This window comes from Shewanella indica, assembly GCF_033842865.1.
Taxonomy (GTDB): Bacteria; Pseudomonadota; Gammaproteobacteria; order Enterobacterales; family Shewanellaceae; genus Shewanella; species Shewanella indica.
Map to the genome: position 1 here is coordinate 3,530,200 of NZ_JAWXXR010000001.1, position 26,331 is coordinate 3,556,530.

At 52.2% G+C, this 26,331-nt stretch carries 19 protein-coding genes, 2 tRNA genes and 1 pseudogene; 8 read left to right on the forward strand and 14 right to left on the reverse strand.

Going from position 1 to position 26,331, the window contains the following annotated elements:
• Nucleotides 1-127: 127 nt before the first annotated feature.
• The 5 genes from can to SIL79_RS15840 all read right to left on the reverse strand — a co-directional run bounded on the left by can (nt 128) and on the right by SIL79_RS15840 (nt 3,930).
• Nucleotides 128-739, reverse strand: coding sequence for a carbonate dehydratase (gene can, locus SIL79_RS15820; protein ID WP_039035450.1), 612 nt, complete (start codon nt 737-739; stop codon nt 128-130).
• A gap of 101 nt (nt 740-840) precedes the next feature.
• Nucleotides 841-1,674 carry an alpha/beta fold hydrolase gene (locus SIL79_RS15825; RefSeq protein WP_319619476.1) on the reverse strand — a complete coding sequence of 278 codons (834 nt, stop codon included), beginning with the start codon at nt 1,672-1,674 and terminating at the stop codon, nt 841-843.
• A 127-nt stretch (nt 1,675-1,801) separates the two neighbouring features.
• Nucleotides 1,802-2,527: a M15 family metallopeptidase gene (locus tag SIL79_RS15830; protein WP_319619478.1), complete on the reverse strand. Its 726-nt coding sequence runs from the start codon at nt 2,525-2,527 to the stop codon at nt 1,802-1,804.
• Nucleotides 2,528-2,530: 3 nt separating this feature from the next.
• Nucleotides 2,531-3,664 (reverse strand): succinyl-diaminopimelate desuccinylase, encoded by a 1,134-nt coding sequence (dapE, locus tag SIL79_RS15835; RefSeq protein ID WP_319619479.1) that lies wholly within the window; start codon nt 3,662-3,664, stop codon nt 2,531-2,533.
• Nucleotides 3,661-3,930, reverse strand: a complete 270-nt coding sequence (locus SIL79_RS15840; RefSeq protein WP_313906233.1) for an ArsC/Spx/MgsR family protein — start codon at nt 3,928-3,930, stop codon at nt 3,661-3,663. The genes dapE and SIL79_RS15840 overlap by 4 nt, the downstream gene beginning before the upstream one ends.
• Nucleotides 3,931-4,087: 157 nt before the next feature.
• On the opposite strand from SIL79_RS15840, the gene SIL79_RS15845 reads away from it, so the two are divergent.
• The gene (locus SIL79_RS15845) at nt 4,088-5,119 is read left to right on the forward strand and encodes a recombinase family protein (RefSeq protein WP_162206355.1); all 1,032 of its coding nucleotides are present in this window, start codon (nt 4,088-4,090) and stop codon (nt 5,117-5,119) included.
• Here the strand turns inward: SIL79_RS15845 and SIL79_RS15850 are convergent.
• Nucleotides 5,069-5,503 (reverse strand): annotated as a pseudogene (locus SIL79_RS15850) (IS5 family transposase); the annotation flags it as partial. The gene SIL79_RS15845 and the pseudogene SIL79_RS15850 sit on opposite strands and share 51 nt — an antisense overlap.
• 14 nt (nt 5,504-5,517) lie before the next feature.
• Nucleotides 5,518-6,738, reverse strand: coding sequence for a multidrug efflux MFS transporter EmrD (gene emrD / locus SIL79_RS15855; RefSeq protein ID WP_267959610.1), 1,221 nt, complete (start codon nt 6,736-6,738; stop codon nt 5,518-5,520).
• A gap of 565 nt (nt 6,739-7,303) precedes the next feature.
• Between emrD and SIL79_RS15860 the strand changes: the two genes are divergently transcribed.
• The 4 genes from SIL79_RS15860 (at nt 7,304) to SIL79_RS15875 (ending at nt 14,070) form a co-directional block, all read left to right on the forward strand.
• The gene (locus SIL79_RS15860) at nt 7,304-8,098 is read left to right on the forward strand and encodes a tRNA-uridine aminocarboxypropyltransferase (protein WP_319619487.1); all 795 of its coding nucleotides are present in this window, start codon (nt 7,304-7,306) and stop codon (nt 8,096-8,098) included.
• A gap of 117 nt (nt 8,099-8,215) precedes the next feature.
• Entirely contained in the window at nt 8,216-9,478 is a 1,263-nt protein-coding gene (locus SIL79_RS15865) for an efflux RND transporter periplasmic adaptor subunit (protein ID WP_083399774.1), read from the forward strand.
• Nucleotides 9,479-12,619, forward strand: a complete 3,141-nt coding sequence (locus tag SIL79_RS15870) for an efflux RND transporter permease subunit (RefSeq protein ID WP_144361472.1) — start codon at nt 9,479-9,481, stop codon at nt 12,617-12,619.
• The gene (locus tag SIL79_RS15875) at nt 12,616-14,070 is read left to right on the forward strand and encodes an efflux transporter outer membrane subunit (RefSeq protein ID WP_319619490.1); all 1,455 of its coding nucleotides are present in this window, start codon (nt 12,616-12,618) and stop codon (nt 14,068-14,070) included. Before SIL79_RS15870 ends, SIL79_RS15875 begins: the two co-directional genes overlap by 4 nt.
• A 19-nt stretch (nt 14,071-14,089) precedes the next feature.
• Here SIL79_RS15875 and SIL79_RS15880 read toward each other — a convergent pair whose 3' ends face one another.
• The 3 genes from SIL79_RS15880 to SIL79_RS15890 form a co-directional block, all read right to left on the reverse strand.
• Entirely contained in the window at nt 14,090-14,785 is a 696-nt protein-coding gene (locus tag SIL79_RS15880; RefSeq protein ID WP_144361473.1) for a tRNA/rRNA methyltransferase, read from the reverse strand.
• 136 nt (nt 14,786-14,921) lie between these two features.
• Nucleotides 14,922-15,467, reverse strand: a complete 546-nt coding sequence (eco, locus tag SIL79_RS15885; protein ID WP_144361474.1) for a serine protease inhibitor ecotin — start codon at nt 15,465-15,467, stop codon at nt 14,922-14,924.
• A 275-nt stretch (nt 15,468-15,742) separates the two neighbouring features.
• Nucleotides 15,743-17,806 (reverse strand): PhoX family protein, encoded by a 2,064-nt coding sequence (locus tag SIL79_RS15890; RefSeq protein WP_144361475.1) that lies wholly within the window; start codon nt 17,804-17,806, stop codon nt 15,743-15,745.
• 253 nt (nt 17,807-18,059) lie between these two features.
• Here SIL79_RS15890 and dmeF point away from each other — a divergent pair, with 253 nt between their 5' ends.
• From dmeF to SIL79_RS15905, 3 genes are all read left to right on the forward strand, one after another.
• Nucleotides 18,060-19,154: a CDF family Co(II)/Ni(II) efflux transporter DmeF gene (dmeF, locus tag SIL79_RS15895; RefSeq protein ID WP_319619493.1), complete on the forward strand. Its 1,095-nt coding sequence runs from the start codon at nt 18,060-18,062 to the stop codon at nt 19,152-19,154.
• A gap of 13 nt (nt 19,155-19,167) precedes the next feature.
• A complete protein-coding gene (locus SIL79_RS15900; protein ID WP_039033021.1) occupies nt 19,168-19,605 on the forward strand; it encodes a MarR family winged helix-turn-helix transcriptional regulator in 438 nt (145 codons plus the stop codon).
• 410 nt (nt 19,606-20,015) lie between these two features.
• On the forward strand, nt 20,016-21,641 hold the full coding sequence (locus SIL79_RS15905) for a phosphoethanolamine transferase (protein WP_319619496.1): 1,626 nt from the start codon (nt 20,016-20,018) through the stop codon (nt 21,639-21,641).
• 73 nt (nt 21,642-21,714) lie between these two features.
• Here the strand turns inward: SIL79_RS15905 and SIL79_RS15910 are convergent, their stop codons facing one another.
• From SIL79_RS15910 to SIL79_RS15925, 4 genes are all read right to left on the reverse strand, one after another.
• Nucleotides 21,715-24,417: a bifunctional acetate--CoA ligase family protein/GNAT family N-acetyltransferase gene (locus SIL79_RS15910; RefSeq protein ID WP_039033019.1), complete on the reverse strand. Its 2,703-nt coding sequence runs from the start codon at nt 24,415-24,417 to the stop codon at nt 21,715-21,717.
• A 226-nt stretch (nt 24,418-24,643) separates the two neighbouring features.
• Nucleotides 24,644-24,720: transfer RNA gene (locus SIL79_RS15915), tRNA-Val, on the reverse strand.
• Nucleotides 24,721-24,731: 11 nt separating this feature from the next.
• A tRNA-Val gene (locus SIL79_RS15920) sits at nt 24,732-24,808 on the reverse strand.
• 138 nt (nt 24,809-24,946) lie between these two features.
• Complete coding sequence (locus SIL79_RS15925) at nt 24,947-26,323, reverse strand: MATE family efflux transporter (protein ID WP_039033018.1); 1,377 nt, start codon at nt 26,321-26,323, stop codon at nt 24,947-24,949.
• Nucleotides 26,324-26,331 lie beyond the last annotated feature (8 nt).

Sequence of the window (26,331 nt, forward strand, 5' to 3'; positions counted from 1 at the left end):
CCGTGTTAACTGCAGAATTATAACGGGGTGGCCAACATACTGCGATGCTTTCTTTCGGAAAAAATCCAACTGGGTAAAATTTCATCGATAAAGCAAGGGACGCAGCTGCGCCCCTTATCCGTTTGGATCACTCCACCCTTTGATGTCCGCCATCCACTGTGACATCCAGATCGGTCAAAAGCCCATTGTCGATTCCGTAGATCCAGCCGTGTATCGACAGATTTTGCCCCTTGGCCCAGGCTTCCTGAACTATGTTGCTGCTGGTGACATTGGCGACCTGCTCAATCACATTGAGCTCACAAAGGCGATCAAACCGTTGTTTTTCATTGAGGGTTTCCAACTCTTGGTGATGCAGGCGATAGATATCCCTAAGATGCCCCAGCCAGTTGTCGATAAGCCCGAGTCTGTCGGTACCCATGGCGGCCTTGACGCCGCCGCAGCCGTAGTGGCCCACTACCATGATGTGCTTTACCTTGAGGACATCGACTGCGTATTGCAGAACAGATAAACAGTTGAGATCTGTGTGGATCACCATGTTGGCGATATTGCGATGTACAAATACTTCTCCCGGCATCAGATCTATGATCTGGTTGGAGGGAACCCGGCTGTCGGAACAACCTATCCAGAGATATTCGGGGTTTTGCTGTTTGGCCAACTGCTCAAAAAACGATGGGTTTTCAGTGCTTATTCTGGCTGCCCAGCGGCGGTTGTTTTCAAAAAGCGGTTTCAGTATTTTCATTCAGGCTCACAAAATGGCTTATGGGAACACAGTGGTCCGATTTATTTTCGGCAGTGTATCAGAAAATAAAGCCGCGCTGGTCTATCCATCGCGGCCGGATTTCAGTGATGTTTTTTAAGAAAAGTCAGCAGGGCTTGGTTGATAAAATCGGCCTGTTCCAACACAGAAATATGGCCGGCTGCCGGTATCTGCACCATCTCGGCGCCATCTATGGCATCGACCATCAAAAAGGATTCCAGCACAGTGCGCGCCGTGTCTTCCACACCTGACATGATTAAACAGGGCAGAGTCAAGTTATCGGCATCTTCCATGGCGTCGCGGCGATTGAAAATCAGTTTGCCCATGGCGACGGTATCAGGGATCCGTTCTGGTGAAATACTTTGCAGGGCGCTGGCGAATTTACTCAGCAGTTGTGGCCGCAAACTTGCTGTGGTTACGGCAAAAAACATCGGCGCTATCTGCTCGGCCATGGGCGCAGGAATTTGTCCCAATTGGTTGATACCATCCAACATGGCCATATATTTGTTGCGGGTAACTTCGGGCTCAAAGCCGAGGAAGCTGCCCATCATCACCAACGCCTTGACTCTTGAAGGCGCCTTCAGAACCAGCTCGGCCCCCCACATGGCACCGACCGACAAGCCGATAACAGTGAATTCATCGACACTGAGTTTATCCATCAAGGTCAACATATTGGCGGCGATATCCGCCAGACTCTCGGTAAGCGCAGGAATCGCGCCTGACTGCCCATGGCCCCAGAGATCCGGCACTATGCAGCGGTAGTGTTTCGCCAGTACAGGCAGTTGTTGTTGCCACATGGTGGCGTCCCAAAGGTAGCTGTGGCCGAGTAGCAGCACAGGGCCCTGGCCCAGATCCAGATAACTGAGGGTTTCGCCCCTGAGTTCGATTTGCTGCCGATATTGATTGAAGTCAGTCATTGTTGAAAGGTATCCCGGATTTATTGTTTGGGACACAGGATACCTCAAGTTTGCCGGCTTAGGATCCGGGGACGAAATTGCATGATGTTTATTTAAACTCGCTCATTCAAACCTACTTCAATGGCATTTATGTGAGGCTTTCCGGATAGGGGGCAATGCGCCTCACATAAGTCTCGACCAGTTCCGGCAAACGTCTAAGCAAACCTTGCTTGAGTGTTATATCACTGTGGACGAGTATTTGCCGCAGACGCTCGCTATCAAACTGCTCGAGAAACCCTTTGGCCTTTGGTAGGAAACTCAAGTGCCAGCGCTCCGGGCTGACGCCACTGAGGCCTGCCTGAAAAGGGCGGTAGAAGCCAAAATCCGGGGCGCGCTCGTCCAGCCACAGGTCCAATTTATAGCAAGGGCCCTGGGGTTGATACTCGGCGTTAACCAACTTGAGTTCATGCTTGCTGATTTGGGCGCTGTCGAAGAGATCCACGTCCGTCCCCCAGTGGTGGCGAGAGGCGCCAGGCAGCGCCGACCAAAGCAAAATAAGCGCCACTAACTCATCATCACTGAGCGCGCCGATGTCACTCACTGGACGTGAGTCTTTATCCAGTAGAGGGCGCTTCCCTGAGGCTTTGGCATTCCAAATTGTGAGTTGACGCTCAAAGCTGCGATAACCAGAGCAGATGGCCAGGGCGATGCCATCTTGCTCGGCGGCGGCCTGCATCTCAAGAAAGGCCTTGGCCGTCTCGGCTTCCAGCCAAACTTCAGCGCCTGAACCGCTTTCACTGCCGCTTAGACTAACCAGTGTCCTTAGCGGCGCTTTTTCAGTCTCCAGGCCATAGAGAAAATCGCCCTTTGCCATCACTTACTCCAACAACAGTTTTTCCAGGATACGCTGATAACACTGGGCCAACAGCTCGAGATCTGCGACTTTCACGCACTCATTGACCTTGTGAATGGTGGCATTCACCGGACCCAACTCTATTACCTGAGCACCGGTAGGGGCAATAAAGCGCCCATCTGAAGTGCCGCCTGAGGTTTGCGGATCGGTCTCTGAGCCTGTTACCTCTTTAATCGCTTGGCGGGTCGCTTCAAGCAGTGGGCCATCGCCGGTCAAAAATGGCAGGCCATTAAAGATCCAGCCAAGCTCATAATTCAGTCCATGGGCATCGAGGATATTCTCGACCCGCTTAATCAGCTCTTCGGCGGTGACTTCGGTGGAGTAACGGAAGTTGAACATCACCTTGAGCTCACCCGGGATCACGTTGGATGCCCCGGTGCCGCCATTGATATTGGCTATCTGAAAACTGGTCGGCGGGAAAAACTCATTGCCTTTGTCCCACTGCATGGCGGCAAGTTCGGCCAACGCCGGCGCAGCCTTGTGCACAGGGTTATCCGCCAGGTGAGGGTAGGCCACATGTCCTTGAATACCCTTGACGACGAGATTGCCGGTGAGGCTGCCGCGGCGGCCATTTTTGACCACATCGCCCAGTTTGAGGGTACTGGATGGCTCACCGACCAAGGCCCAGGTGATCTTTTCATTGCGCGCTTCCAGGGTGTCTATCACTCGGGTGGTGCCGTTAATAAAGGGGCCTTCTTCATCGCTGGTGATCAGAAAAGCGATAGAGCCTTGATGGTTCGGATGGGCGGTCAAAAAACGCTCGGTGGCCACCACCATGGCTGCCAGCGAGCCTTTCATATCTGCGGCGCCGCGGCCGTGAAGATAGTCATCGATGACCACTGGCTCGAAGGGCGGAGTATGCCAATTGGCCAAGTCCCCCGGCGGTACCACATCGGTATGGCCGGCAAAACAAAAAACCGGCCCCTGAGTACCGCGGCGAGACCAGAGATTGGTGGTATCTTCAAACACCATGGATTCGTTGGCAAAGCCCAGTTTGGCGAGTCGCTCGGCCATCAAAGCCTGACAGCCTTCATCCAGAGGGGTAACAGATGCCCGGGAGATCAACGCCTTGGCAAGCTCAAGCACCTGTTGACTCATAGGCCGAACCACGCTTGGTAGTCGGCTTCTTTAAAGCCGGTCATCACATCTTGGCCCCGGGTCAGTACAGGGCGTTTGATAAGGGTTGGATTGGCCAGCATCAGGGATATCGCCTTGGCACTATCAATATCCTGCTTATCGGCGTCATCCAGCGCACGGAAACTGGTGGAGCGTTTGTTCAGCACCGCCTCCCAGCCGATGCGCTCGACCCAGGCCTTGAGTGTGTCTTGTGAAAGTTCCTGCTCACGAAAATCCACAAATGTCACTTGCAGGCCCTTGGCCTCCAACCATTTTCGTGCTTTTTTTACCGTGTCGCACTTTTGGGGAGAAATACCGTACATTATTGTTTGAGAGTTCTGTTCGACTTCCATGCTGTTTTAATTGTTTGTTTGTGTTGGGGTAAACATACCACAGGAGAAAATGATGAGCACCACCAAGGCTTATTCTTATCTTAGGTTTAGTACAACAAGACAAGTACGGGGTGATAGTGCAAGACGTCAGCTTGAGTTGGCTCGTGATTATGCCAAGATAAAGGGGTTGGAACTGCAAGAGCTTGCTTTAGCAGATATGGGGGTAAGTGCATTTAAAGGTGCCAACAGAGACGCTGCACTAGGGGTCTTTCTCCGCTTGGTTCAGGACGGCAAAATCCCTAAAGGGGCATATCTGTTAGTAGAGTCTCATGACAGATTAAGCCGACAGAATGTGGAAGATGCACTCATGCAATTCATGGAGATTATACGAGCTGGCATTGTTGTCGTGACTTTAACCGATGAAATTGAATATCGGCAAGGGCAACTGGATATGTCAAAGCTGATGCTCAGTTTGGTTTATATGAGTCGTGCCAATGAAGAGTCTGAGATGAAAAGCCGAAGGGCTAAAGCTGTATGGGAACAAAGTAGAAAGGCTGCAGTAGAAAGCAAAACGCTTATTCGCAACGCCTATCTTCCTCAGTGGTTAAAATGGGAAGGGGATCGTGTTGCTATTATTCCTGAAAGGGCGGCCATAGTGCAGCGTATGTTCGCTCTGGCAATGCAAGGTTATGGATATACTCGAATTGCAGCGATTCTAAATAATGAGGGGCACACAGAGTTTCGTAAGAACAATCCTTGGCGGCCATCTGGTGTAGGCTCCCTTTTAAGGAACCGTAGGGTGATTGGTGAGTATCAAAACTGTACAAAAGTTGATGGTCAAAGACAGCCAATTGGTGAGCCGATCCCTGAATACTACCCTGCGATTGTATCAATCTCCGACTTCCAAGAAGTGCAGCAGCAAATCGCAACACGCAATAAGCATAGCGGTTCGGCTCGGAGGGGACGTTTCGATAATCTCTTCTCGGGTATTTTACGGGGCGTTGTTGATCAAATCATTCGCTTGAACGCAACTGCCCCTAGGCTTTCAGCTGCTTTACGAGATTTTCTGGCGAACAGGCATACCCAGTCTTATGACTTTGTTTAATGCCTTAACCCCAGCCAATGCCTCACCCACTTGCCCGTTATAGTCACGCAAACTTAATTTGGCGCTAATGAGTTGTTTGTAGCGATACATGGCGGTCTCAGATAGGGAACGCTGATGGTAGTGATTCATCAATTTCCATTGCTTCAACTCTCCGGCCTTAAGTGCATCCACAGCTTCATTTCGAGGATGCCCTGGTTCCCAGTATCCGGCATTTGAGCGGGGTGGAATCGTTGGCTTCGCCTGCTTTCGTCGCAATAATTTATGACAAGCTTTGGTATCGTAAGCCCCGTCAGCGGAGACTTGTCTAAGCTTGCGTCTTAGGGGAGCCAGTAACGCTGGAAGTACTTCATTATCTGCTACAGTTTCAAGGCTTGTTTGCGCACTTGTTGTGGCCAAGTTTAGAGTGGATCTCCAGCCGTATGCACATCAATATCTGGATGGGTTCTGGCATAGTTGAGTGCCAACACCACCAGCAGCACCATAGAAGAAGTCAAAAGCCCTATGCTGAGTTGTCCCATCATGGGCACCAGCGACATTAACATGGCCGCAAGACCGGCGGCAAAGTTCTGCAGGCCACCGAGCAGGGCACCGGCAACTCCGGCTTGGCGCGGGAAGGGTTCAAGCGCTGCCGATGTCAGTGCCGGAAACAGTATGCCTGCCCCGGTAAAGAAGAGCACAGAGCCAATCAGTAGACACCATCCAATCACCAAAGCAGATAGGCCGGGCAACAGTAAAAATAGCGCCCCTGCGCCCAGCAGGGCCACACCGCGGTGAAACAGCTTATGCAGTGATGCCTGTCTGCCGGCATACCAGGCGCCCAAAAGATAACCCGGAATAGGGGCTACGAAATAGCAACTGACCATCATGGGGCTCATGGCCAGCACCTGGCCATAGAGAATACCGGCAATAGCCTCAAAGGCGGCAATCCCGGCGAAGGTAGCCACCAAAGACAGCAGATAACCGCGAAAGGCTCTGTGTTTGAGCACCAAGGCATAAGACTTGAGCACAGATTGCGGCTGGCGTTTTTCTTTGGGCAGGGATTCCTTGAATTTCAGCGCCAGGGTGATTACCACAAAGATCCCGAAAAAAGCCAGGAACCAATACACGGCATGCCAGCCATAATGCATACTCAACACCCCGCCAATAAAAGGAGCCAGCAGCGGTGAGAACACCACGGCCATGGACACGTAACTGTTGAAGCGCACCAGTTTTTCACCGAAGAAGAAATCTCTTGGAATAGAACGGCAAAGGGCGCCGGCACTGGCGGTGCCGCAGCCTTGAATGGCACTGGCAAGCAACAAGGTGTTAAAGCTCCCGGCGCAGGCGGCAATGATAGCGCCTATGACGAACAGACTGAGACCGATAAGCAGCAGCGGCTTACGGCCGAATCTGTCCGATACCGGGCCATAAACAAATTGCAGCAGGCCATAGGCCAACAGATAAGTGCCCATAATCGCCTGTAACTGACCGGCGCTGACACTGAATTGCTCACCCATCATAGGCAGAGCGGGCACAAAAATGGTTTGGGCTATCTGGCCGCAGGCGACCATCATCACCAGCATGCTTAACAGGGGGCTCAAGGATACGCCGGAAACATTCTCATCAGGTACCACAGTCAATACTCCACAACCTTGATACAGAACTAAAAGATCGTTTGGGAAGATACGCAAAGACGAGTGCCGGATAAGGAGGCGCATCTTCCTGCTCGGGGTCTCCCCGAGACGGGCGCTATCATACTCGGCTATTTTGCAATTTCAATGACAGAAGTCGCTGTTAAACAAGAAAAAACTAGGGATGTTGATAACTTTTCATCCGGCACAATAGCGTGTAATTATTAGTTTACAGTTGTTAGCTTGATTCTTGGGCAAGGCCAACAGAAAGTCACCTCTGTAACCCGCGCACCTTCGCTTTTATTGGTTTTGAAGTCAGCAGTTGAATATTGGTGCGGAATAATATGTTTACAGTCTGCTTTGGTAAATTAATTTTTGGATCCCAAGCCTGTTACTCGTGTTATCGGCAAGCCGCCAGCATTCCCCCCGGGAAAGAGTGAGCTTAAAGCGCTTGCTGCAACCAGGATGCGGCAGTAAACTGCGCCGGCCATTAGGTTCGGCTGTCACTGCCTCAACACCGCACCTAATCCAATGGCACAAACTAGCTATTAAGTCATTGTCATTCGGGATATTCATGTCAATTCAACCTCACGCGGTTCACCGCCTGTATGAACACCGTCAGTCGCTGTCGACCAAACCTTATGCATCAAGGGGTAAGAATCTTATTCGCTGCGGTCGCTGTCTGTTGGAGCAGAGCTTTTGTACTTGTGAGCACAGGCGCCTGTTGCCTTCCAAGGCGGCATTTGCGCTGGTTATGTATGATGCCGAGGTATTGAAACCCAGCAACAGTGGGCGTTTGATAGCCGACCTCATTCCGGATACCCATGCCTTTCTCTGGTCGCGAACTCAGCCGGACCCTCAACTCTTGGCCTTGCTGGAAAACCCGGATTATCAACCCTACCTGGTGTTTCCTGGGGAATATGCCTTACCTGGGCAAGAGGTGGTGACTGAGGCTTTGAGTGAGGTGCTCGCTAATCAGGGAGAGCCCGAGCAAGCCAAGCTGCCGCTGTTTATTGTGCTCGATGGCAGTTGGCGTGAGGCGGTGAAGATGTTTCGCAAGAGTAGTTATCTGCATCAATTACCTATGCTGTCATTCAGCGCTGAAACCTTGGCTCGCTATCAGCTTAGAAAGGGCAGCCGCGACTTTCAGATGGGCACCGCCGAAGTGGCGATATTAACTCTGCAATCTTTAGGGGAACAAGGCTGCGCCGAAGCCTTGGATACCTGGTTTAAGCTCTTTATCAGCAGCAGCCTGGCAACCCGCAGTCGTTTGGTAAAAAATAAGCCAGAACAAATTCAAATACTTAAACAGCAGTTTGCCCGCCAGGTCGCCGATTTGTATTCCGAACAGATAACTTACCATCCCTAACCAGGGATGATAATTGACAAGTAGCTTCAAGCACTTACACTGGGAAATAAAACAACCTGGTGCTAAACGCCGGGTTGTTGAGCCATCAGGACCGCCCATTGAATGTTGGAAGCTGCCATGTCCTTAGTTGTTACTGCACTAAAACCCGTGTTTGCCCGTAAGGGTTATTTCAATCACTCGATTGCTCCACTATTGCCACTGCTCATTGTCAGTGGTTTTTTATTGCTCGGTTGTGAACCTGAACCCGTGACCATCACCCCCAAACTGGTGGTGGTGGAAGAGGTTGAGCAGGCGACTGTGCCTGTTTACGGTAATTATGTCGGTATCACCAAGGCTTCGTTGGATGTGGAGGTCAGGGCCCGAGTCGATGGCTTTGTCGAGGAGCGACTCTTTACCGAGGGCAGCGCTGTCAATGCCGGCGATATCTTATACAAGATAGATAACAAGCCGTATAACGCAGTGGTTAACCGACTCAAGGCCAATGTTGAGTCACAGCAGGCGATACTGGAAAAGGCGCAGCGGGATGTGAAGCGTCTGAAACCTCTCTATGAACAGGATGCCGCCAGTCAGTTGGATTATGACAATGCGCTGTCGGCGTTGGCTCAGGCCAAGTCGGCTCTGGCCGCCGGCCACGCCGAGTTGGAAGAAGCGCTGCTGGAGCTTAGTTACACCGAGATAAAGGCGCCGATCGCAGGTTTAGTCAGTCGCTCCGAGGTGGATATCGGCGCCTTGGTCGGTAGCCAGGGGCAATCCTTGCTGACACGGGTGAAGCAGGTGAACCCCATTTATGTCAATTTCAATATGTCGGCGCTGGATTACCTCAATGCCAGACGTCGCATGACCAGTTACAACCAGCAACAGGAAGCCGAGACTGAAGGCAAGGCGGTAGAGGGATTTGTACGTATCACCCTGCCGGACAACAGTGAATATCGCTATCTGGGTAACGTCAGTTTCACCGATCCTCAGGTTAACCCCAGTACAGGTACTTTTGAGGTGAGAGCGGTTTTGCCCAATCCGGACAAAGAGTTGCTGCCGGGTCAATACACCAATGTCAGGATCAAACTCAGTGAGATAGACAATGCCATAGTGATACCGCAGCGTTCGACCCAAGTGGATCAGGGCGGCGTTTATGTGATGGTGGTGATGCCGGACAATAAAGTTGAGCGGCGCTTTATCGTGATTGAGCATCAGGGGCCTGAGGGCGTGGTGGTCAAGAGTGGTCTCAACGCCGGTGAACGTGTGATAGTCGAAGGCATGCACCGTGTGCGTCATGGCCAACTGGCCGAGCCGCTTGATGCCAAAGAGTATCAGAAGCGTCTCGACGAGCAGGAAAAGCAGGAGGCACTGGAGCAGCAATCAAAAGAACAGGAGCGTAACTAGATGGCTCAGTTCTTTATTGGCCGACCCGTGTTCTCGGCCGTTATCAGTATTGTTATTGTGCTCTTGGGCTTGATAGCCATGTTCCAGCTGCCGGTGGATCAATATCCCTATATCACGCCGCCGCAGGTGAGTATCTCGGCTTCCTATCCGGGAGCCGCCTCCACAACCGCCGCAGAGTCAGTGGCAACACCGCTGGAGCAGGAGGTCAATGGTGTGCCCAATATGATCTATATGAGCTCCAAGAGCACCAATTCTGGCGGCACCAATGTCACCATCACTTTTGATGTAGGCACAAGCCCGGATCTGGCGGCAGTGGATGTGCAGAACGCGACTCAGCAGGCTCTGGGTAATTTGCCAATCAATGTGCAAACCGAAGGTGTTTCTGTCTCCAAGGATTCCTCGGTGGAGCTGCTCAAGCTGGCATTGACCTCCAAAGATCCTCGTTTCGATGAAATTTACCTCTCCAATTACGCCTCCATTAATATCGAATCGGCACTGAGACGGATCCCCGGCGTTGGTCGTACCCGGAATACCGGCTCCCGCAGTTATGCCATGCGGGTGTGGCTGCGCCCGGATGCCATGGCGGGTCATAGCCTGACCACGACAGATGTTACTGACGCCATCAAGGCACAAAACAAGGAAACCCCGGCCGGTACTGTGGGTACCCAACCCAATAGTGATGCCTTGAGCCAGACCTTGCCGATAACCGCCAGTGGGCGGCTGTCCAGTGTCAGGGAATTTGAAGAGATCATAGTTCGCGCCAATCCGGACGGATCCATCATTCGCCTGCGTGATATTGCCAGGGTGGAACTCGGCTCCTCGGCTTATACCTTGCAATCCCAACTCAATGGCCAGAATGCCACTATCTTGCAGGTGTATCTGTTGCCCGGTGCCAACGCCCTTGAGGTGACCCGTAAGGTCAAGGAAACCATGGCGGAGCTGGCGACCAAGTTTCCCAGCGGTATGGAATGGCAGGTGTTTTACGATGCTTCTGTGTTTATTGAAGAATCCATCGATGAGGTGGTGCAAACCCTGATCGAAGCCCTGGTGTTGGTGGTGCTGGTGGTATACCTGTTCTTGCAGAATTGGCGGGCGACCCTGATCCCGGCAATTGCGGTACCTGTCTCCCTGATTGGGACATTGGCCGCCATGCTGGCTTTCGGTTTTACCATTAATACCGTCAGCCTGCTGGCACTGGTTTTGGCCATTGGCATTGTGGTCGATGATGCGATTGTGGTGGTGGAAAACGTCGAGCGACTTATCAATGAAAAGGGCATGAGCCCGATGGCGGCCACCCGCAGCGCCATGAAAGAGTTATCCGGTGCCTTGATAGCAACCAGTTTGGTGCTGTGCGCCGTGTTTGTACCTGTGTCTTTTCTTGCCGGGATCACCGGCATTATGTACCGTGAATTTGCTGTCGCCATTGCCGTGGCGGTGCTGATCTCCACTGTGGTGGCATTGACCTTGAGCCCGGCACTTTGCGCCTTGCTGTTGCGGCCGGGCGATGCGGCCAACAGCGGTTTCTTCTTCTGGCTCAATAACCGTCTCTCCAAATTGACCGACAAATATGTGTCCCTGGTAGGCTTAGCCAACAAGCATGCGCGGCGCAGTTACCTGGTGTTTGGCGCCATGGTGGTGGCGGTTTGGTACATCATGAGCCATTTGCCATCGAGCTTTATGCCGGATGAGGATCAGGGCCGTTTCTTCATCGATATGACGCTGCCTGCCGGGGCGACGGTCAACCGCACCCAAGAGGTGCTCAAGATTGCCGAGCGCCATGTGCTGGCCCATCCGGCCGTCGCCTGGTCTTTTACCCTGGCCGGGGAAAACCGCCGCTCTGGGTCGAATCAAGCCAACGGCCAGTTTGAAGTGATCCTCAAACCCTGGGCCGAACGGGAACAAAATCAGGCCACAGTGCAGAAGGTAATGAAAGAGCTTAAATATCAGCTCAGCCAGGTATTGCAGGCTGAGTTCAACCTCTATCTGCCATCGGCCGTGCCCGGTCTGGGTAACGGCTCCGGGGTGGAGATGGTGCTGCAGGATACTTCGGGAACCAACTTCAAAGGATTGATGGAAACCAGCAACGAATTGGTGGAGCAGCTCAAGCAGCAACCTGAGGTTGCGGCAGCGGCCATGTCGCTGCAGGGATCCATTCCACAGCTGTACCTCTCGGTCAATGAAGCCAAGGCGATGGCTATCGGGGTAGATGTGGCCGATCTCTACAGTACCATCAAGACCTTTACCGATTCGGCCACGGTCAATGATTTCAATCTGTTTGGTCGGGTATACCGCGTCAGAGTACAGGCCGAAGACAGTTATCGTCAGTTTCCCCAGCAGATCAAAGATTATTATGTCCGGTCATCCAATGGTGCCATGGTGCCGATAGGGGTCTTGGCCGACTATGAATATACTGTGGGGCCCGCGGCTGTGACCCATTACAATCTGTTCTCCAGTGCGTCCATCAATGTCACTCCGGCGCCCGGGTATGCGACCGGTGATGTGATAAAAGCCATCGATAGGGTGGCTAAGCCCATGTTACCGCCCGAGTTCAAGTATGAATGGACAGGGCTCACCTTCCAGGAAGTGCGCTCGGCCAACCAGACCAGTATCGCCATTACGCTGGCCTTGGTGTTCGTGTTCCTGTTTTTGGCGGCGTTGTACGAGAGTTGGACCATTCCTGTCGCCGTGCTGCTTATTGCGCCCATTGCCATGCTGGGAGCCTCTTTGGCAACACTGCTCAGTGGTATGCAGAGTAATCTCTTCTTCCAGGTTGCCTTCATTGCCCTTATCGGGATGGCGGCCAAAAACTCGATTTTGATTGTCGAGTTCGCCAACCAACTGCACCGAGAGGGCCGTTCACGGCTGGAGGCGGCAATGGAAGCCGCCGCAATGCGCTTCAGGCCGATTTTGATGACCTCCATGGCCTTTATTCTCGGTGTCTTGCCGCTGGTTTTGTCCGCCGGACCCGGCTCTGTCAGTCGTCATTCTGTATCTATTCCCATCCTTGGCGGCATGGTGCTTGCTACCAGCATAGGGATTGTACTGGTGCCGCTGTTCTTTGTGACCACAGCCGCTTGGGTTCGCACCAAGGTTAAGGGTGACTCGGCAAGCCAAAAGTCGACCACGGAGGAAGGCGTATGAAGACAGGGGTATTAACCATGAGCCCGGTGAAACCGATTAAGCTACCGGTCCTTAGTAAACGCACTAGACCGGAACTGCTCGCCCTGACACTTTCCTTGGGCCTTTGGGGCTGCACTCTGGGACCGGATTATCAGCGCCCTGAGCTCAATATGCCGGCGCAGTTTGATAAGGCGCTGCCGCAAGTCGAGTCCGATGAAGCCGTTAAGGATGAGTGGCAGACGTTTTTCCTCAATCCCGAGTTGCAGGTACTTATTCGTCAGGCGCTGAATAACAATATCGACCTGGCGATGATGCAAAGCAGACTGCGAGCCGCCAGAGCCGAAGGGCGGGTGGTTGATGCGGCTCTGTGGCCCGAGCTTGGGCTTGAGTTTGAAGCCGAACGGGCACTAAGCAGCGCCATTACCAATAAAGATCCCAGTGCCGAGACAGATGTTAATCTCAAGGGGGTCGCTTCATGGGAGCTGGATGTTTGGGGCGCCAACCGCCGGGCCAGTGAGGCGGCACTGGCCAATACGCTGTCGCAGGCAGAGCTGCTTGAGGCATCCAAAATCAGCCTTATCAGTGATATCGCGACTGCCTTTTATCAGCTGACCGATATAGAGCAAAGACTTAAGATCTCTCGGGAAACGGCCGAGATCCGCGCCAAGGAACTGAAACTGGCTAAACTCAGGCGGGCCAACGGGATGATCTCGGGTCTTGATATACACCAGGCTGAAGTGGAATATCAAACCGCCATGGTGACCTTGCCTCAGCTCGAATATGACAGCAAGGCCAAGCGCAATCAGTTGCTTATCTTACTTGGAGCTTACGATCACCCCTTGCCAGAGCTTCCCAAACTGGTGAGTAGCGAGTTTCCCGAGTCTCTGGCGGTTGGGGTGCCTTCACAGTTACTGTCGCGCCGCCCGGATGTTCGCGCCAGCGAGTTGGCCCTGGTAGCGGCCACGGCGGAGGTCGGGGTCGCCAAGAGTGCCTTTTTCCCCGGGTTTACCATTACCGCCGAATATGGCCGCGGATCCGATAGCCTGGATAACCTTTTCAGTTCCAAGGGACTCACCTGGTCGCTGCTCGGTGGGATCACGGCGCCGATTTTCAATGCCGGCAAGATAAGTGCCGAATATGAGATAGCCAACGAGGCGCAGCTGCAGGCCATGCTTGCTTATCGCAGCACGGTATTGAACGCCTATATGGAAGTGCGCAATGCGATGAATGATTATCAGAGAACGCAGCAGGCTCTGATAGAGCAACAACGCTTGCTTGATGCAGCCTCTGAATACGTGCGCCTGGCGCGGCTCAGATACCAGAACGGCGTCGCAACTTCGCTTGACTTGATGGATGCCCAGCGCCAACGTTTCAGCGCCGAGCTGTCGTTGAGCGAGTCAAAACGCGATAAGTTGCTGGCTATGATAGCCCTCTACCGCGCCCTGCGTGGCGGCGCACCGGCGAAGAGTTAATCCAGGGAACACAGTAGGTTCAATTGAGTTTCTTGAGGATATCGCCCAGCAGTTGGTGGGTCATTTTGGCGTCTCTGTCACTTAAGCGAGAGAGGCTTTCATTCAACCACAGGCTTAACTTGGCATCATCGGCGGCACCGACCCTCTCCAGCAAAGTGGCGGCCTTTTGTTTGAGGGCACTGAGTTGCGGCAACGGCGATTGAGCATCTTTCAGCCCCAGGCGGCCATCGGCACAGGTCAAAGCCTGACCCAGAGCGTAGGAGTAGACCATCACGGCTTGCGCCAGATTGAGGGAAGGGTATTCGGTGGCCAGTGGTACGTAGCTGAGTAAGTCACAAATCGCCAAGTCGGCGTTACTCAGGCCACTGGCCTCACAGCCAAAGACGATGGCGGCGTGTTGCACCTGTTCCTGCTGGATACTCAGTTGCTCGCCGAGTTCTGCCGGGCTTAAATAGTGTCTTGGGCTGCCACGTTCTCTTGCTGTGGTGGCCACCATAAGCTCAAACTCTTCTCTGAGCTCCTCCAGGCTGGCCACTTCACGGATGTTGGTTAGTATGTCCTCGGCGCCGCAGGCGACCCAGGCCGCTTCCTCTTCCAGATGAGCTTGGGAATTCACCACGATGAGTTCACTGAACCCTTGGGTCTTGATGGCGCGGGCTGCGGCGCCAACATTGGCGGCGCGAGCAGGGGAGACGAGTACAAAGCTGAGTTTCATCCGAAAAAAGGCTCTAAAGGAAAACTGCAGCGATTATAAGGTTCTGCAATCGAGAATAAAGCAAAAAAGCTGCAACCGGCCGGGAAAAGGTCTATTGCAGCTTTATTGGTTCAGTCAGAGAGGGTAAGTCGCCGCGTTACTTGGAATAGTTGAACACAGTGTCGGCGCGCCACACCCGGTAGCGCAGCTCGGCATTTTCAGGCAGATAGATAACCATAGGCAACTTGCTGTTATATCTCAGTTTGTATTCACCCGGAATGCGAACAAACTCCTGATGCTTGGCCTTATCGAAACAGGCCATCATGGTCGAGCGCCCCGGGCCAATTTCATCCAGCTCCCAATAGGTGTAACCCCAACCTTTGAGATCCATCTGCTTCAGCTCGCCCATCAGGCCGTGCTTGTTGCAGTCAACCATCTGGGTTTGGCCCACCTGAATTTCAACCATGTAGTCATCTTCGTTTTCCAATTGGGGCAGAGTCAGTATGTGTTGCACCATGCCTTCTTTGGGGGCGGGGAACATCTTGCTGCTATCCTGTGGCTCATAGTTGTCGGCATCAAATTGGTTTGCGGTAATCATGTTCTGGTTGTACCCCTGTGGATGCGGCGGGCTGACTGCCAAAACCTGGGCAGATAACAAAGCGGAAGCGATAAGTGCCAGTTTCAGTTTGCCGGACTTAAGCATAGGTTTTCTCCTTATGGGCCCGCTATGGGCGAAAATCAATTATTGGATTGGCGCTGTGTATGATTGCGCTTCTGTAGTGTTAAACGGCCAGCTGCTGAGAAAGGGTTATTTATTTTCAAAAAAATCATAAATAATTTTGTATTGCCATACAAATCAAAATAGTACCCGTTATGTATCTGTTTTAGGTTCAGGTAATTGAGAGTTAAAACGCCCGCCAGGCTCAGCCTGGCGGGCGTTGTCAGTTTAGGGCGGTTCGTTTGAACGCTGCGGATTATTTAAATGCCGACTTCACCACCATCGACTTTGCGCAGCACCACGGTCGCTGCCCTTGGGCGAATGCTGGTGCCTATGGGTGTTTCCTCGGCGGCATTGGCAGAGACCGGCCAATTCCCCGGGTGCTGGATATTGGCAAATACCGAAGTGTAGTCCGGCGAGATGGCAAAGCCTGTGACTTCGCAACCGTTGGGGCCGACGAAGAAGCGCTTCAGCTCGGTTTGATTATCGGCGGTAACAGTCAAAGGCTTGCCGTCGCCATCGACCATCTTGGATGGCACTATTGCCAGCATCTGGTCGTTGGTGTGCTCAGTCACCTCTTTGGCGCCATTATCTGTCTGGATCCACAGAATACCGCGGGCATCGAACGCCAGGCCGTCCGGGCTGGCCAGTTGGTTAAGCTCAGTCAGGCCGGAGAGGTTGGTGGCGTCGTCACCGTCGGCCGGAGAACCGAACAGGAAGATATCCCAGCTAAACTCGGTATCACTGGCGCCTTCATCCCAACGGATGATATGGCCAAAGTTGTTTTTCAGCCTTGGGTTGGCGGCATTGGCTTCAGTCCGCTTGGAGTTGTTGGTCAGGGTCAGATAGACACTGCCGGTGAAAGGATCCACTACACACCACTCGGGTCTGTCCATTGGCGTCGCGCCAACCAAATCGGCGGCACCGGCGGTGTTGATGATGATATCGGCCTGGCTGGCAAATGTATCGGCCAGGGTCTTGCCGTCCTTTGTCATGGCATCCAGGGTCAGCGGCAACCATTCACCTACGCCACCTTCGGTAAACTTGGCCACATACAGGGTACCTTCATCCATGTACTTGGCACCTGTTGCCAGGCGGTTGCTGCTGTCGGCATCCTTGGGGTCCCAGAGCGCCGCTGAAACAAACTTGTACATATATTCAAAGCGCGAGTCATGGCCTGAGTAGAATACCAGTGGTTTACCTTCGGCCAGCTTGCCAAAAGCGCAGCCTTCATGACGGAAACGCCCCAGCGCGGTTCGTTTAACTGCGCGGGAATTAGGGTTGTAAGGGTCGACTTCGACGATATATCCATAGCCGTTGTCTTCATTGCGATAGTCGTATATGGCATCACTGGCCTTGGGAGTGACATCGAAACGGGCAAATTCATCCAGGCGCTCTTCGGCATGACCGGCCAGATCGGCCCAGCCATAACGGGTAGATTTTTTGCTGACACCGATACGGCGTTGTGCTGAGGTCATTTCTCCCTTGTTGACGAAGTAGCCGGGCCAGTTTTCCTCACAGGTGAGGTAAGTGCCCCAAGGGGTATAACCGTTACCACAGTTGTTCAAAGTGCCTCGGGTCTGGCTGCCATCGGGGGAGAAGGCGGTAACGACTTTGTCGGTATAGGCTACCGGGCCGCTGAGATCCATGGTGGAAGCACCGGTGAAGCGGCGATTATGCTTGTCATCTTTGACCACTTCCCAGTTGCTGCCGTCAAGTTTGATACGCACCACTGTCATGCCGTGAGCATTGATCTCTTTGCGGACTTCATCGACCAAGGTTCTCAAACCGGTATTGGCATCCACAGTTGGACCGTTGGGGTGCAGGGCATCTGGCTCAATATATTCATGGTTGATACACAAGAGGCCATCGGTTCCGGCTTCATTGAGTGGGAAGAAATGCATACCGTCGTGGTTTTGACCTACGGAGTTGGCCTGATCCTGGGCGGTATTACTGCCATCAGCCTGCCATTCGGCGGCTTTACTATTCAGCGGAGTCCCCCAGGGAGCCAGAACCTGAGCCTGGTAACCTTGTGGAATAACCACAGCATCAAGGCGAGAACCGGCAACTGACTCAAATCCCAGTGTCACGCTGGATTGACTGGGTGGAACCTGAGTAGGGGGCACAGGATCCGGTGTGCCAGAGGTGTTATTGTTATCTGAACCGCAACCGGCGAGGCCGAAGCCGCCAAATGCAGTCAAGGCACTGACGCCCAAGCCACTTTTTACAAAATTGCGCCGGGAAAGGTGCTTATCCAACACCTGGGCAAAAGGTTCGTTCTGACTTTTATTAAACTGCGTCGGATCGAAAGTCGCCTTGCTCATAAGATTTCACTCCGTGATCTTCTATCTCATTATAGGAATTGCAAATGCGACGCAAAGACTAATGACGCCATATGACAGCCAGATAACGCTAAAGTGACACAAATAAGACATAGCCCCCATTTTGAGAATTAAATTGTTAATTCTCTGGTGTTGTTTGTGACTTTTTCAATCTCAAGACTTGAAATTGTGAAAGGAAAGGGGGATGCTTTGCTCGTCAAATAGTTTGAATATCAAAATATAAGAGTGGCTTACTATGAGTTCAGAGTTTCACACCACCACGCGCTGGCAGCATAAGCATAATTTTACCCACCATAATGAGCAGGGAGAGAAGAGTACCAAATGGGTGCTCTTGCTGACTGTGGTCACCATGGTGGCCGAGATTGTTGCCGGTACCATATATGGTTCTATGGCGCTACTGGCTGATGGCTGGCATATGGGAACTCATGCTGCGGCATTTATGCTGACGCTGTTTGCTTACTCTTACGCCAGGAAACACGCCAACAACCCCAGGTTTGCCTTCGGTACTGGTAAAGTCAGTGTGCTCGGCGGTTTTACCAGTGCTATAGCTCTGGGGTTAGTGGCATTGTTAATGCTGATAGAATCCGGCTCCAGACTCCTGTATCCGGAAGATATTCATTTTGACCAGGCGATTTTGGTGGCCATCATAGGTTTAACTGTCAACATCGTCAGTGTGTTTTTGCTCAAGGATCACCACGGTCACGATCATGGCCACAGCCACAGTCATGGGCACAACCATGGACATAATCACGCCCATAACCACAACCATAACCACAACCACAACCACAACCACAACCATGACAGTGGGGATTCCCACGGACACAAAGATCATAATTTGCGTGCGGCCTATTTCCATGTATTGGCTGATGCCTTGACTTCCTTATTGGCAATTGGCGCGCTGTTGGCCGGTAAATATTTTGGTTTGAATTGGCTCGATCCCGTGATGGGAATTGTCGGAGCTGTTATCATCAGTCGCTGGGCTTGGGGACTTATCAGTCAGACCAGTCCCGTGTTGCTCGATGCAGGTGTTGAAGCCGAGTTCAGTCGCAAGCTGGTGGAACGGATAGAAGCCGAAAAAGATCACAAGGTAACCGATATCCATGTGTGGCCGGTCAGTGCCGATCATCACGCAGCCATGATCTCTTTGGTGAGCCATGCTCCCCACAGTACCGACTATTATCATGAGTTGCTGGCGGACTTTAACCGCATAGATCACCTGACCATTGAAGTTAATCAGTGTGCCGACTGCAAGAAGGCGGCAACGCCGAGAGCCAATGAGCGTGAGCAAGCGAGCCACACAGAGACAGGACATCATCACCATCATCATTAAGGTGCAAAAATAGATGAAACAGCAACAGCGGCAGGATTCGCTGCAACAGTCAATCAACCACGCCATCATAGAGTTTTATGAGCGTCTATCCTCTTGGGAGCAGAGCGTAGTCAGAGATCAAGGCGCTTCATTGGCGCAGATCCACACTGTGGAGATCCTGGGCGCTCACGGCCCTATGAAGATGAAGGAACTGGCGGAAAAGCTCGGTATTACCACAGGCACCCTGACCGTGCAGGTTGAGCGTTTGGTCAAGGCGGGCCTGGCCGAGCGTCAATCATTGGAAAATGACAGACGCGCCATCCAGGTATCTTTAACCGAAAAGGGCGAGCTGATGTTTAAGGAGCATGATGCCTTGCATCTGCAATTAACCCGTGAGATGACAGCGAAATTCAGTGACGCTGAGCTGGAGCAACTGCTTGGGTTCTTCAATCGGCTCAACAGTGAATTCTAATTGCGACTGTTTACCCTGATATAAAACCTCAAAGCGCCTTTAAAAGGCGCTTTCTTTTTCTCCAGAACATGGAAGAGCACAATAAAACTTGCCGTAATTTACTCTCAGAGACATTTTGACGATTTTCAGTTTGCCATGCTTAATGCGTCTCCAACTTACAATTGCGGGACATTTGCATGCAAAGCGGCTCTTGAGTTATCAAGCGACTCTTTTAACCTTTTATACCGCAGTTTTAGCGTATGGTGCATCGCGAACTTCCCCATTGGCATAGGGTCTGAAAGCTTAATTCGGCCCCATGAGCGATGTAGGAACCGATAAGGGAACCTTAAGATAAAATTGTTATATTAACATTTAGTTAACCATAAGTTGAAATTGCTGGGCCTTGCATCAATTTTAACCGTCATTTAGGAATGAGTGTGTTGAATTCCATCTCCGTCAATCGCCTGACCTTTGTACTGGCACTGTTTTTTGTGGCCGTGTTCAATGTGCCTTTTTTTACTATAGTCAAACAGGGGCTCGAGAGCCAAGCGCATGTGGACCCTTTGTTTGTGGCGACCATTCCCATCTTCTTGATCTCGGCTTTGGGGATACTGTTTTCCCTGTTCAGTTTTAAATATATTCTCAAACCTTTCTTTATTGTGTTGCTGCTGTGTTCATCTGGGGTATTTTTTGCCGCGTTCAAATATGGCGTAGTATTCGATACCGGCATGATTGAAAACACTTTTCAAACCAACAGCGCAGAAGCCATGACTTATGTGAACTGGGCATCAATATTAAACCTGCTGTTGACCGGGGCTCTGCCTGCGCTGCTTTTGTATCGTATTCAGGTTGACTATAAGCCCATAGGCAAGGAACTGGCGTACAAGGCGCTATACATAGTAGCGAATGTGCTCATCATAGTGGTGATTGGCTTTTTCTATATGCAGAACTATCTGGCTTTTGGCCGCAATCATGATGAAATTAAACGTTACATAGTGCCGACTTATTTTGTCGGTTCGGCGGCCAAATACATCAATCAGCACTACCTGGAAAAGCCGCTCGAATATCAAAAATTGGGTACAGATGCCAAGCAGGTAAAATCAGCCGGTGCAACCAAACCCAGACTGATGGTACTGGTGGTCGGTGAAACCGCCAGGGCGCAAAATTATCAATACTATGGTTATGACAGGCCAACCAATGTCTACACCAAGGCGATTTCACCGCTGATCTTCGGCGATGTCAGCTCCTGTGGCACCGCCACGGCGGTGTCTTTGCCCTGTATGTTTTCCCGAATGAGCCGGGAAGATTATCACTCCCGAGTTGCCAAGGCTCAGGATACCGTTGTGGATGTGCTCAACTACGCCGGTGTGAAAGTGCAGTGGTTTGATAATGACAGTGGCTGCAAAGGCGTGTGTGACAGGGTGGAAAACAAGCTGATAGCGCTGAATGCCGATCCCAAGTTATGCGACGGTCAGTTTTGTCAGGATCAGGTACTGCTTGATGAACTCAAACAAGCCTTGTTGCAGCCGAACAATGGTCAGGATCGCTTGATAGTGTTGCATATCATCGGCAGTCACGGACCTACCTATTATCTGCGCTACCCCGAGCAATTTCGTCGCTTTACCCCGGATTGCCAGCGCAGTGACATTCAAAACTGCAGCCGCGAGCAGCTCACCAATACCTATGACAACACGATTCTGTATACCGACTATATCGTCTCTCAGGTGGTCGAGCAGCTAAAGGGCCGCAGTGGCGACTATGATACCGCCATGATGTATCTGTCTGATCACGGTGAATCCTTGGGGGAGAAGGGCATGTATCTACACGGCTCTCCCTATGCCATAGCGCCGAGTGAACAAACACGGGTGCCTTGGATGGCTTGGTTTTCCAATCAGTTCAAGCAACAACTTGGGCTGAATGATGACTGCCTGGCAAGGGAAGCTGCGGTGAAGCGTGTTTCCCACGACAACCTGTTCGATACACTGTTAGGGCTATTCGATGTCAGCAGCAAGGTGTACCTGCCTGAATTGGATTTAATCGCCCTGTGTCGTCGCTGAGACTGTCTGCTCAAATGATCAATAACCCGGCGTTGGCCGGGTTATTGGTTTTTAGGTGTTAAATAAGGGGAGTCTATGGCTCCTTGCCCGGCAGCTCCATATGCATCTTGATCAGGTGTTCTTCCATATCAAAGGTGACAGTAAAGCCAAGACTCTTGGCGAGGCTGGCCATATTGCGGTTTTCAAACATGGTGAAGCCGGTTAACACCTGAGTGCCCGTGGTGCGGTAGTAGTTGATTAGCTTCTCCAGCAGCAACTTGCCTATGCCAATACCCTGATGAGAACTGCGAACTGCCATGGCAAATTCCGCCTCAGTGTTGTCCGGATCGATAGAGGCTCGCACTGCGCCCAAGGTTTCCTCTTCACCATTTTCATCTCTTATGGTGGCGATAAACGCCATTTCACGGGCGTAATCTATCTGGGTCAATACCGCCATCTCTTCGTGAGTCATACGCGAGCGTACTCCAAAATAGCGCTTGTATCTGTCTTCATCCGTAAGCGAGTTGTCAAAGTCCAGATGTTTGGGTTCATCTTCCGGTAGTATCGGCCGCAACATCACCTCAAGGCCATTACGCAGTTTGGCTTTTTCTTCCAGCTCTTTGGGGTAGGGTAAAATGGCCAGTCGGCCGGCATTATCCGTGACTTCCGGATTCAGACGCAGATTGACATCCAAGAGGGTAATTTTATCGCCCGCCGCCAATACAGGATTGAGATCCAAACTTTCGATTTCGGGGCAATCGATAATAAGCTGCGAGATTTGAGTCAACATCTGGCATAGGGCGCGCATATCCAAGCCTTGGGGCAAGTGGCGATCGCGGATCTTTTGGGTCTTGAGTGCCTGGATCACCATATAGCGCGCTAGCGCCATATTCAGTGGCGGCAAAGCGACTGCAGCATCCCGGGTGGGTTCCCATTCGGAGCCACCTTCACCGAGCATGATGGCTGGGCCAAATACAGGATCGCTTATTACCGCAACTCTGAGCTCTTGTGCGCCGGCGGTAAGCGCCATTTTTTGCACTATCATGCCCTCGACCGAAGCGGCAGGGTTAGCTGTGTGGACCCGCTCGACAATGGCTGCTGCGGCCTGATTGACCTCATTTGCCGATGTCAGATTCAGCATCACCCCGTGAACGTCTGATTTATGCAAAATATCCGGTGATTGCACTTTTAATGCCACAGGGTAGCCTGCCTTATCGGCAATAGCGACAGCCTCGGCGGCATCTTTGGCATACCAAGTATCTATAGTATCCAAGCCATAGGCGTTGAGTATGTTGCGGGCATCATGGGTTTCCAGTACTCGTTTGCCTTTGGCAATGGCTTGCTGCAGCAAACTTCTGGCGGTAGCGCTATCCGTGGGAATTGAATCCGGTATCGATTGTGGTACTTCCTGCAGCAGTTTTTGGTTGCGGCGATACTCAACCATATGCATAAAGGCGCGCACGGCGCCCTCGGGGGTACGGTAAGTTGGGATCCCCGCCTTGGAAAAGTGCTTTCGAGCCCGGTAAGCGGCATCTTCCCCGCTCCAGTTGGTTAAGATGCTTACCCGATTACGTTTCGGGTGCTGTTTGACAGTTTCAATCAAGGCATCGGCTATGGTGACGCTTTCGCCAAGGGCCGAAGGGGAGTGCAGTACCAAGATGGCGTCCAGCTCATCGCTGTCCATTAATACCGACAGTGCCTGGCTGTAACGCTCGGCGCCGGCATCGCCTATAATGTCCACCGGGTTTTGCCCGGACCAGGTAGAGGGCAACAACTGAGAGAGTTTCTCCAGGGTGGCTTCGGACAATTGTGCCAACTTGCCACCTTTGAGTACCAGTTCATCCACCGCCAGCACGGCCGGGCCGCCACCGTTGGAAAGAATACACAGACGCTCACCATTGAGTGGGTTGAGGTGAGCTAGGCTCTCGAGTGCGGCAAACAATTCAACCAAGTCGGTGACCCGCAGCATACCGGCACGGCGAAAGGCGGCCTCGTAGACGGCGTCATTACCAGCTATACCTCCGGTGTGCAGTTTGGCAGCGTTACCGCCCTCGGCGCTGCGACCTGATTTGATCACCAGTATAGGTTTATGGCGGGCTGCGGCTCTGGCTGCTGACAGGAAGTGACGCTTCTCATTGACCGAATCTATATAGAGCATGATGGCGCTGGTACGGGAATCGCGACCAAGAAAATCCAGCAATTCATCGAAGTCTATGTCGGTGGCATCGCCAAGCGAAATAAAGGAAGAGAAACCGATCCCTTTGTTGTTGGCCCAGTCGAGCACTGTAGTGCAGATGGCTGCTGATTGGGATACAAAAGCTATCTTGCCGGGCAGCGCGCCTGCATGGGCCAAACTGGCATTGAGGCCCAAAGGTGGCAACATCATTCCCAAACTGTTGGGACCGAGGAGCCGCATGCCGTAACGTCTGGCGTTACCTTGGGTTAGTTCAAGCAGGTTTTCGCCTTGGTCGTTTAATTCATCTGCCATGCCTGAAGCCATGATGATAGCCACTTTGCAGCCAAATTGGGCCAGAGTTTCCACTATTGCCGGCACGCTGGAGGCACGGGTACAGATGATGGCCAGATCAGGTTTGATCGGTAAAGATTCGATATTGGGGTAGGCCAGCACGCCCATCACTGCATGGTATTTGGGAGTGACCGGCATAATCGGCCCGGCAAAGCCGCCCGAGAGCAGGTTTTTCATTACTACATTGCCTGCTCGTTTGTCGCGATTGGATGCACCTATGACGGCGATGGAACCGGGTTTGAACAGCGTGTGCAGAGTACGTTGGCTCATGGATTTCCCTGTCGACAAAGGACTTTGGTCTATACCCCATGATTCCATGGCCTGAGCAAGTAAGCAATATGCAAAAAGTAGGGCTTGATTTACAAAAAATACCATTCAGTAGAGGTGCTTACTCTTTTTGCGTGAATGAAAAGACAAGAGCAAGAGGAAACGCAAATTTGAATGGCGGGAAAGGGGAATTTCAGGCACAAAAAAACCTGCTTTAAGCAGGTTGATTTGGTACACCCGAGTGGACTCGAACCACCGACCCCTACCATGTCAAGGTAGTGCTCTAACCAGCTGAGCTACGGGTGTATTGCAAATTTTGGTACACCCGAGTGGACTCGAACCACCGACCCCTACCATGTCAAGGTAGTGCTCTAACCAGCTGAGCTACGGGTGTACTGTGTTTTTCAGGCTGTCGCCCTCGAACGAGCGCTATATTAAGGGCGAGCAGCCGCTAGTTGCAAGTAAAAAAACAGATTTTTTTATCGAGTGGCGAATTGCTGCGCAACTTGCCGGGGCTTTGATCGTATTTGGTTTAATTCGTCGCCTCATCTGAGATGACGTCAAACTGCTTGCCGCTTTTCTGTATATATCTCAAGCGAATGGCAAAGAGTATAGCCGCTACGGTTAAACCGGCGATAAGCCCAATCCAAAATCCGTGTGCCCCCATAGCGGGCACCAGAAAATCGGTATACGCCAATACATAACCCAGGGTCATACCTACTGCCCAATAGGCAAACAAGGTGATGAAAAAGGCGCTGCGGGTATCCTTGTAGCCGCGCAGGGCTCCGGCGGCAACCACCTGAATTGAATCGGATAGTTGATACAGGGCAGCCATCAGCATCAGGCTGCCTGCCAGAGTAACCACTTCGGGGTTGTCGTTATAGAGCAGGGCTATCTCATACCTGAATACCACAGTTGCCACCGCAGTGAGCATGGCCAGAGAGAAGGCGATGGATAATCCCACCTTGGTCACCAGCGCCGATACCTCGCTCTGACCACGCCCAAGGTAATAACCGACCCGAATTGAAACGGCAATCCCAATGGAGAGTGGCAACATAAACACAATCGAGGAGAAGTTCAGTGCAATTTGGTGCCCGGCCACGACAGTGGCACCGAGAGGCGCCAATAAGAGGGCTATCACCGCAAAGAGGCTGACCTCAAAGAATAGCGCCATGGCAATAGGCATGCCCAGCTTGGTCATCTCAACAATGGTGTGTAAATGAGGCTTATGAAATGCCTTGAAAGGCGCCAGTTCGGCAAAGCGTTTATGCCACTGCATATAGATGGCCATGGCAAACAACATAGCCCAAAATACCAAAGCGGTAGCGACACCACAGCCGGCGCCGCCCATGGCGGGCATGCCGAAGTGACCATTGATAAAGATATAGTTGGCGGGGATATTCACCGCCAGACCGACAAAGCCGATGACCATGGTCGGCAGGGTATAGGAAATCCCTTCGCTGCAGCCCCTGAGTACTTGATAGAGCACAAAGGCCGGCGCGCCCCAGAGAATGCCGTCAAGATAACCTATGGTCAGGCGCTTGAGTTCGGGCTCCAGTTCCATCCAATCTAAAATATGTGGCGCAGATGCCAGAAACAGCATCACACCCAAGGCACCTGTTATGGCAATATAGGCAGCCTGAAAGGCAAGTGGCTGAATCGCCTTTTGGTTATTTGCACCATGATGATGGGCGAACATGGGAGTAAATGCCAGTAACAGGCCTTGAACGAACAGAATGGCCGGTAGCCAGAGACTGGTTCCGACAGCGACGGCTGCCATGTCGACAGCACTGACTCTGCCGGCCATCAGGGTATCAATAAACCCCATCATTGTCTGGGTAAGCTGTGCAATAAGCACAGGCAAAGCCAGTTGAACTAAGCGTTTGGCCTGAAAGCCGGTGTGATTCATGAAAGCAG

Bases quoted from the DNA above. Each gene is read 5' to 3' on its own strand.
- eco (WP_144361474.1), bottom strand. From the start codon at position 15,467: ATGCTTAAGTCCGGCAAACTGAAACTGGCACTTATCGCTTCCGCTTTG.
- SIL79_RS15825 (WP_319619476.1), bottom strand. From the start codon at position 1,674: ATGACTGACTTCAATCAATATCGGCAGCAAATCGAACTCAGGGGCGAA.
- SIL79_RS15875 (WP_319619490.1), top strand. From the start codon at position 12,616: ATGAAGACAGGGGTATTAACCATGAGCCCGGTGAAACCGATTAAGCTA.
- SIL79_RS15910 (WP_039033019.1), bottom strand. From the start codon at position 24,417: ATGAGCCAACGTACTCTGCACACGCTGTTCAAACCCGGTTCCATCGCC.
- dapE (WP_319619479.1), bottom strand. From the start codon at position 3,664: ATGAGTCAACAGGTGCTTGAGCTTGCCAAGGCGTTGATCTCCCGGGCA.
- SIL79_RS15925 (WP_039033018.1), bottom strand. From the start codon at position 26,323: ATGAATCACACCGGCTTTCAGGCCAAACGCTTAGTTCAACTGGCTTTG.
- SIL79_RS15860 (WP_319619487.1), top strand. From the start codon at position 7,304: ATGTCAATTCAACCTCACGCGGTTCACCGCCTGTATGAACACCGTCAG.
- SIL79_RS15900 (WP_039033021.1), top strand. From the start codon at position 19,168: ATGAAACAGCAACAGCGGCAGGATTCGCTGCAACAGTCAATCAACCAC.
- SIL79_RS15890 (WP_144361475.1), bottom strand. From the start codon at position 17,806: ATGAGCAAGGCGACTTTCGATCCGACGCAGTTTAATAAAAGTCAGAAC.
- SIL79_RS15845 (WP_162206355.1), top strand. From the start codon at position 4,088: ATGAGCACCACCAAGGCTTATTCTTATCTTAGGTTTAGTACAACAAGA.
- SIL79_RS15830 (WP_319619478.1), bottom strand. From the start codon at position 2,527: ATGGCAAAGGGCGATTTTCTCTATGGCCTGGAGACTGAAAAAGCGCCG.
- SIL79_RS15865 (WP_083399774.1), top strand. From the start codon at position 8,216: ATGTCCTTAGTTGTTACTGCACTAAAACCCGTGTTTGCCCGTAAGGGT.
- dmeF (WP_319619493.1), top strand. From the start codon at position 18,060: ATGAGTTCAGAGTTTCACACCACCACGCGCTGGCAGCATAAGCATAAT.
- SIL79_RS15905 (WP_319619496.1), top strand. From the start codon at position 20,016: ATGAGTGTGTTGAATTCCATCTCCGTCAATCGCCTGACCTTTGTACTG.
- can (WP_039035450.1), bottom strand. From the start codon at position 739: ATGAAAATACTGAAACCGCTTTTTGAAAACAACCGCCGCTGGGCAGCC.
- SIL79_RS15880 (WP_144361473.1), bottom strand. From the start codon at position 14,785: ATGAAACTCAGCTTTGTACTCGTCTCCCCTGCTCGCGCCGCCAATGTT.
- SIL79_RS15870 (WP_144361472.1), top strand. From the start codon at position 9,479: ATGGCTCAGTTCTTTATTGGCCGACCCGTGTTCTCGGCCGTTATCAGT.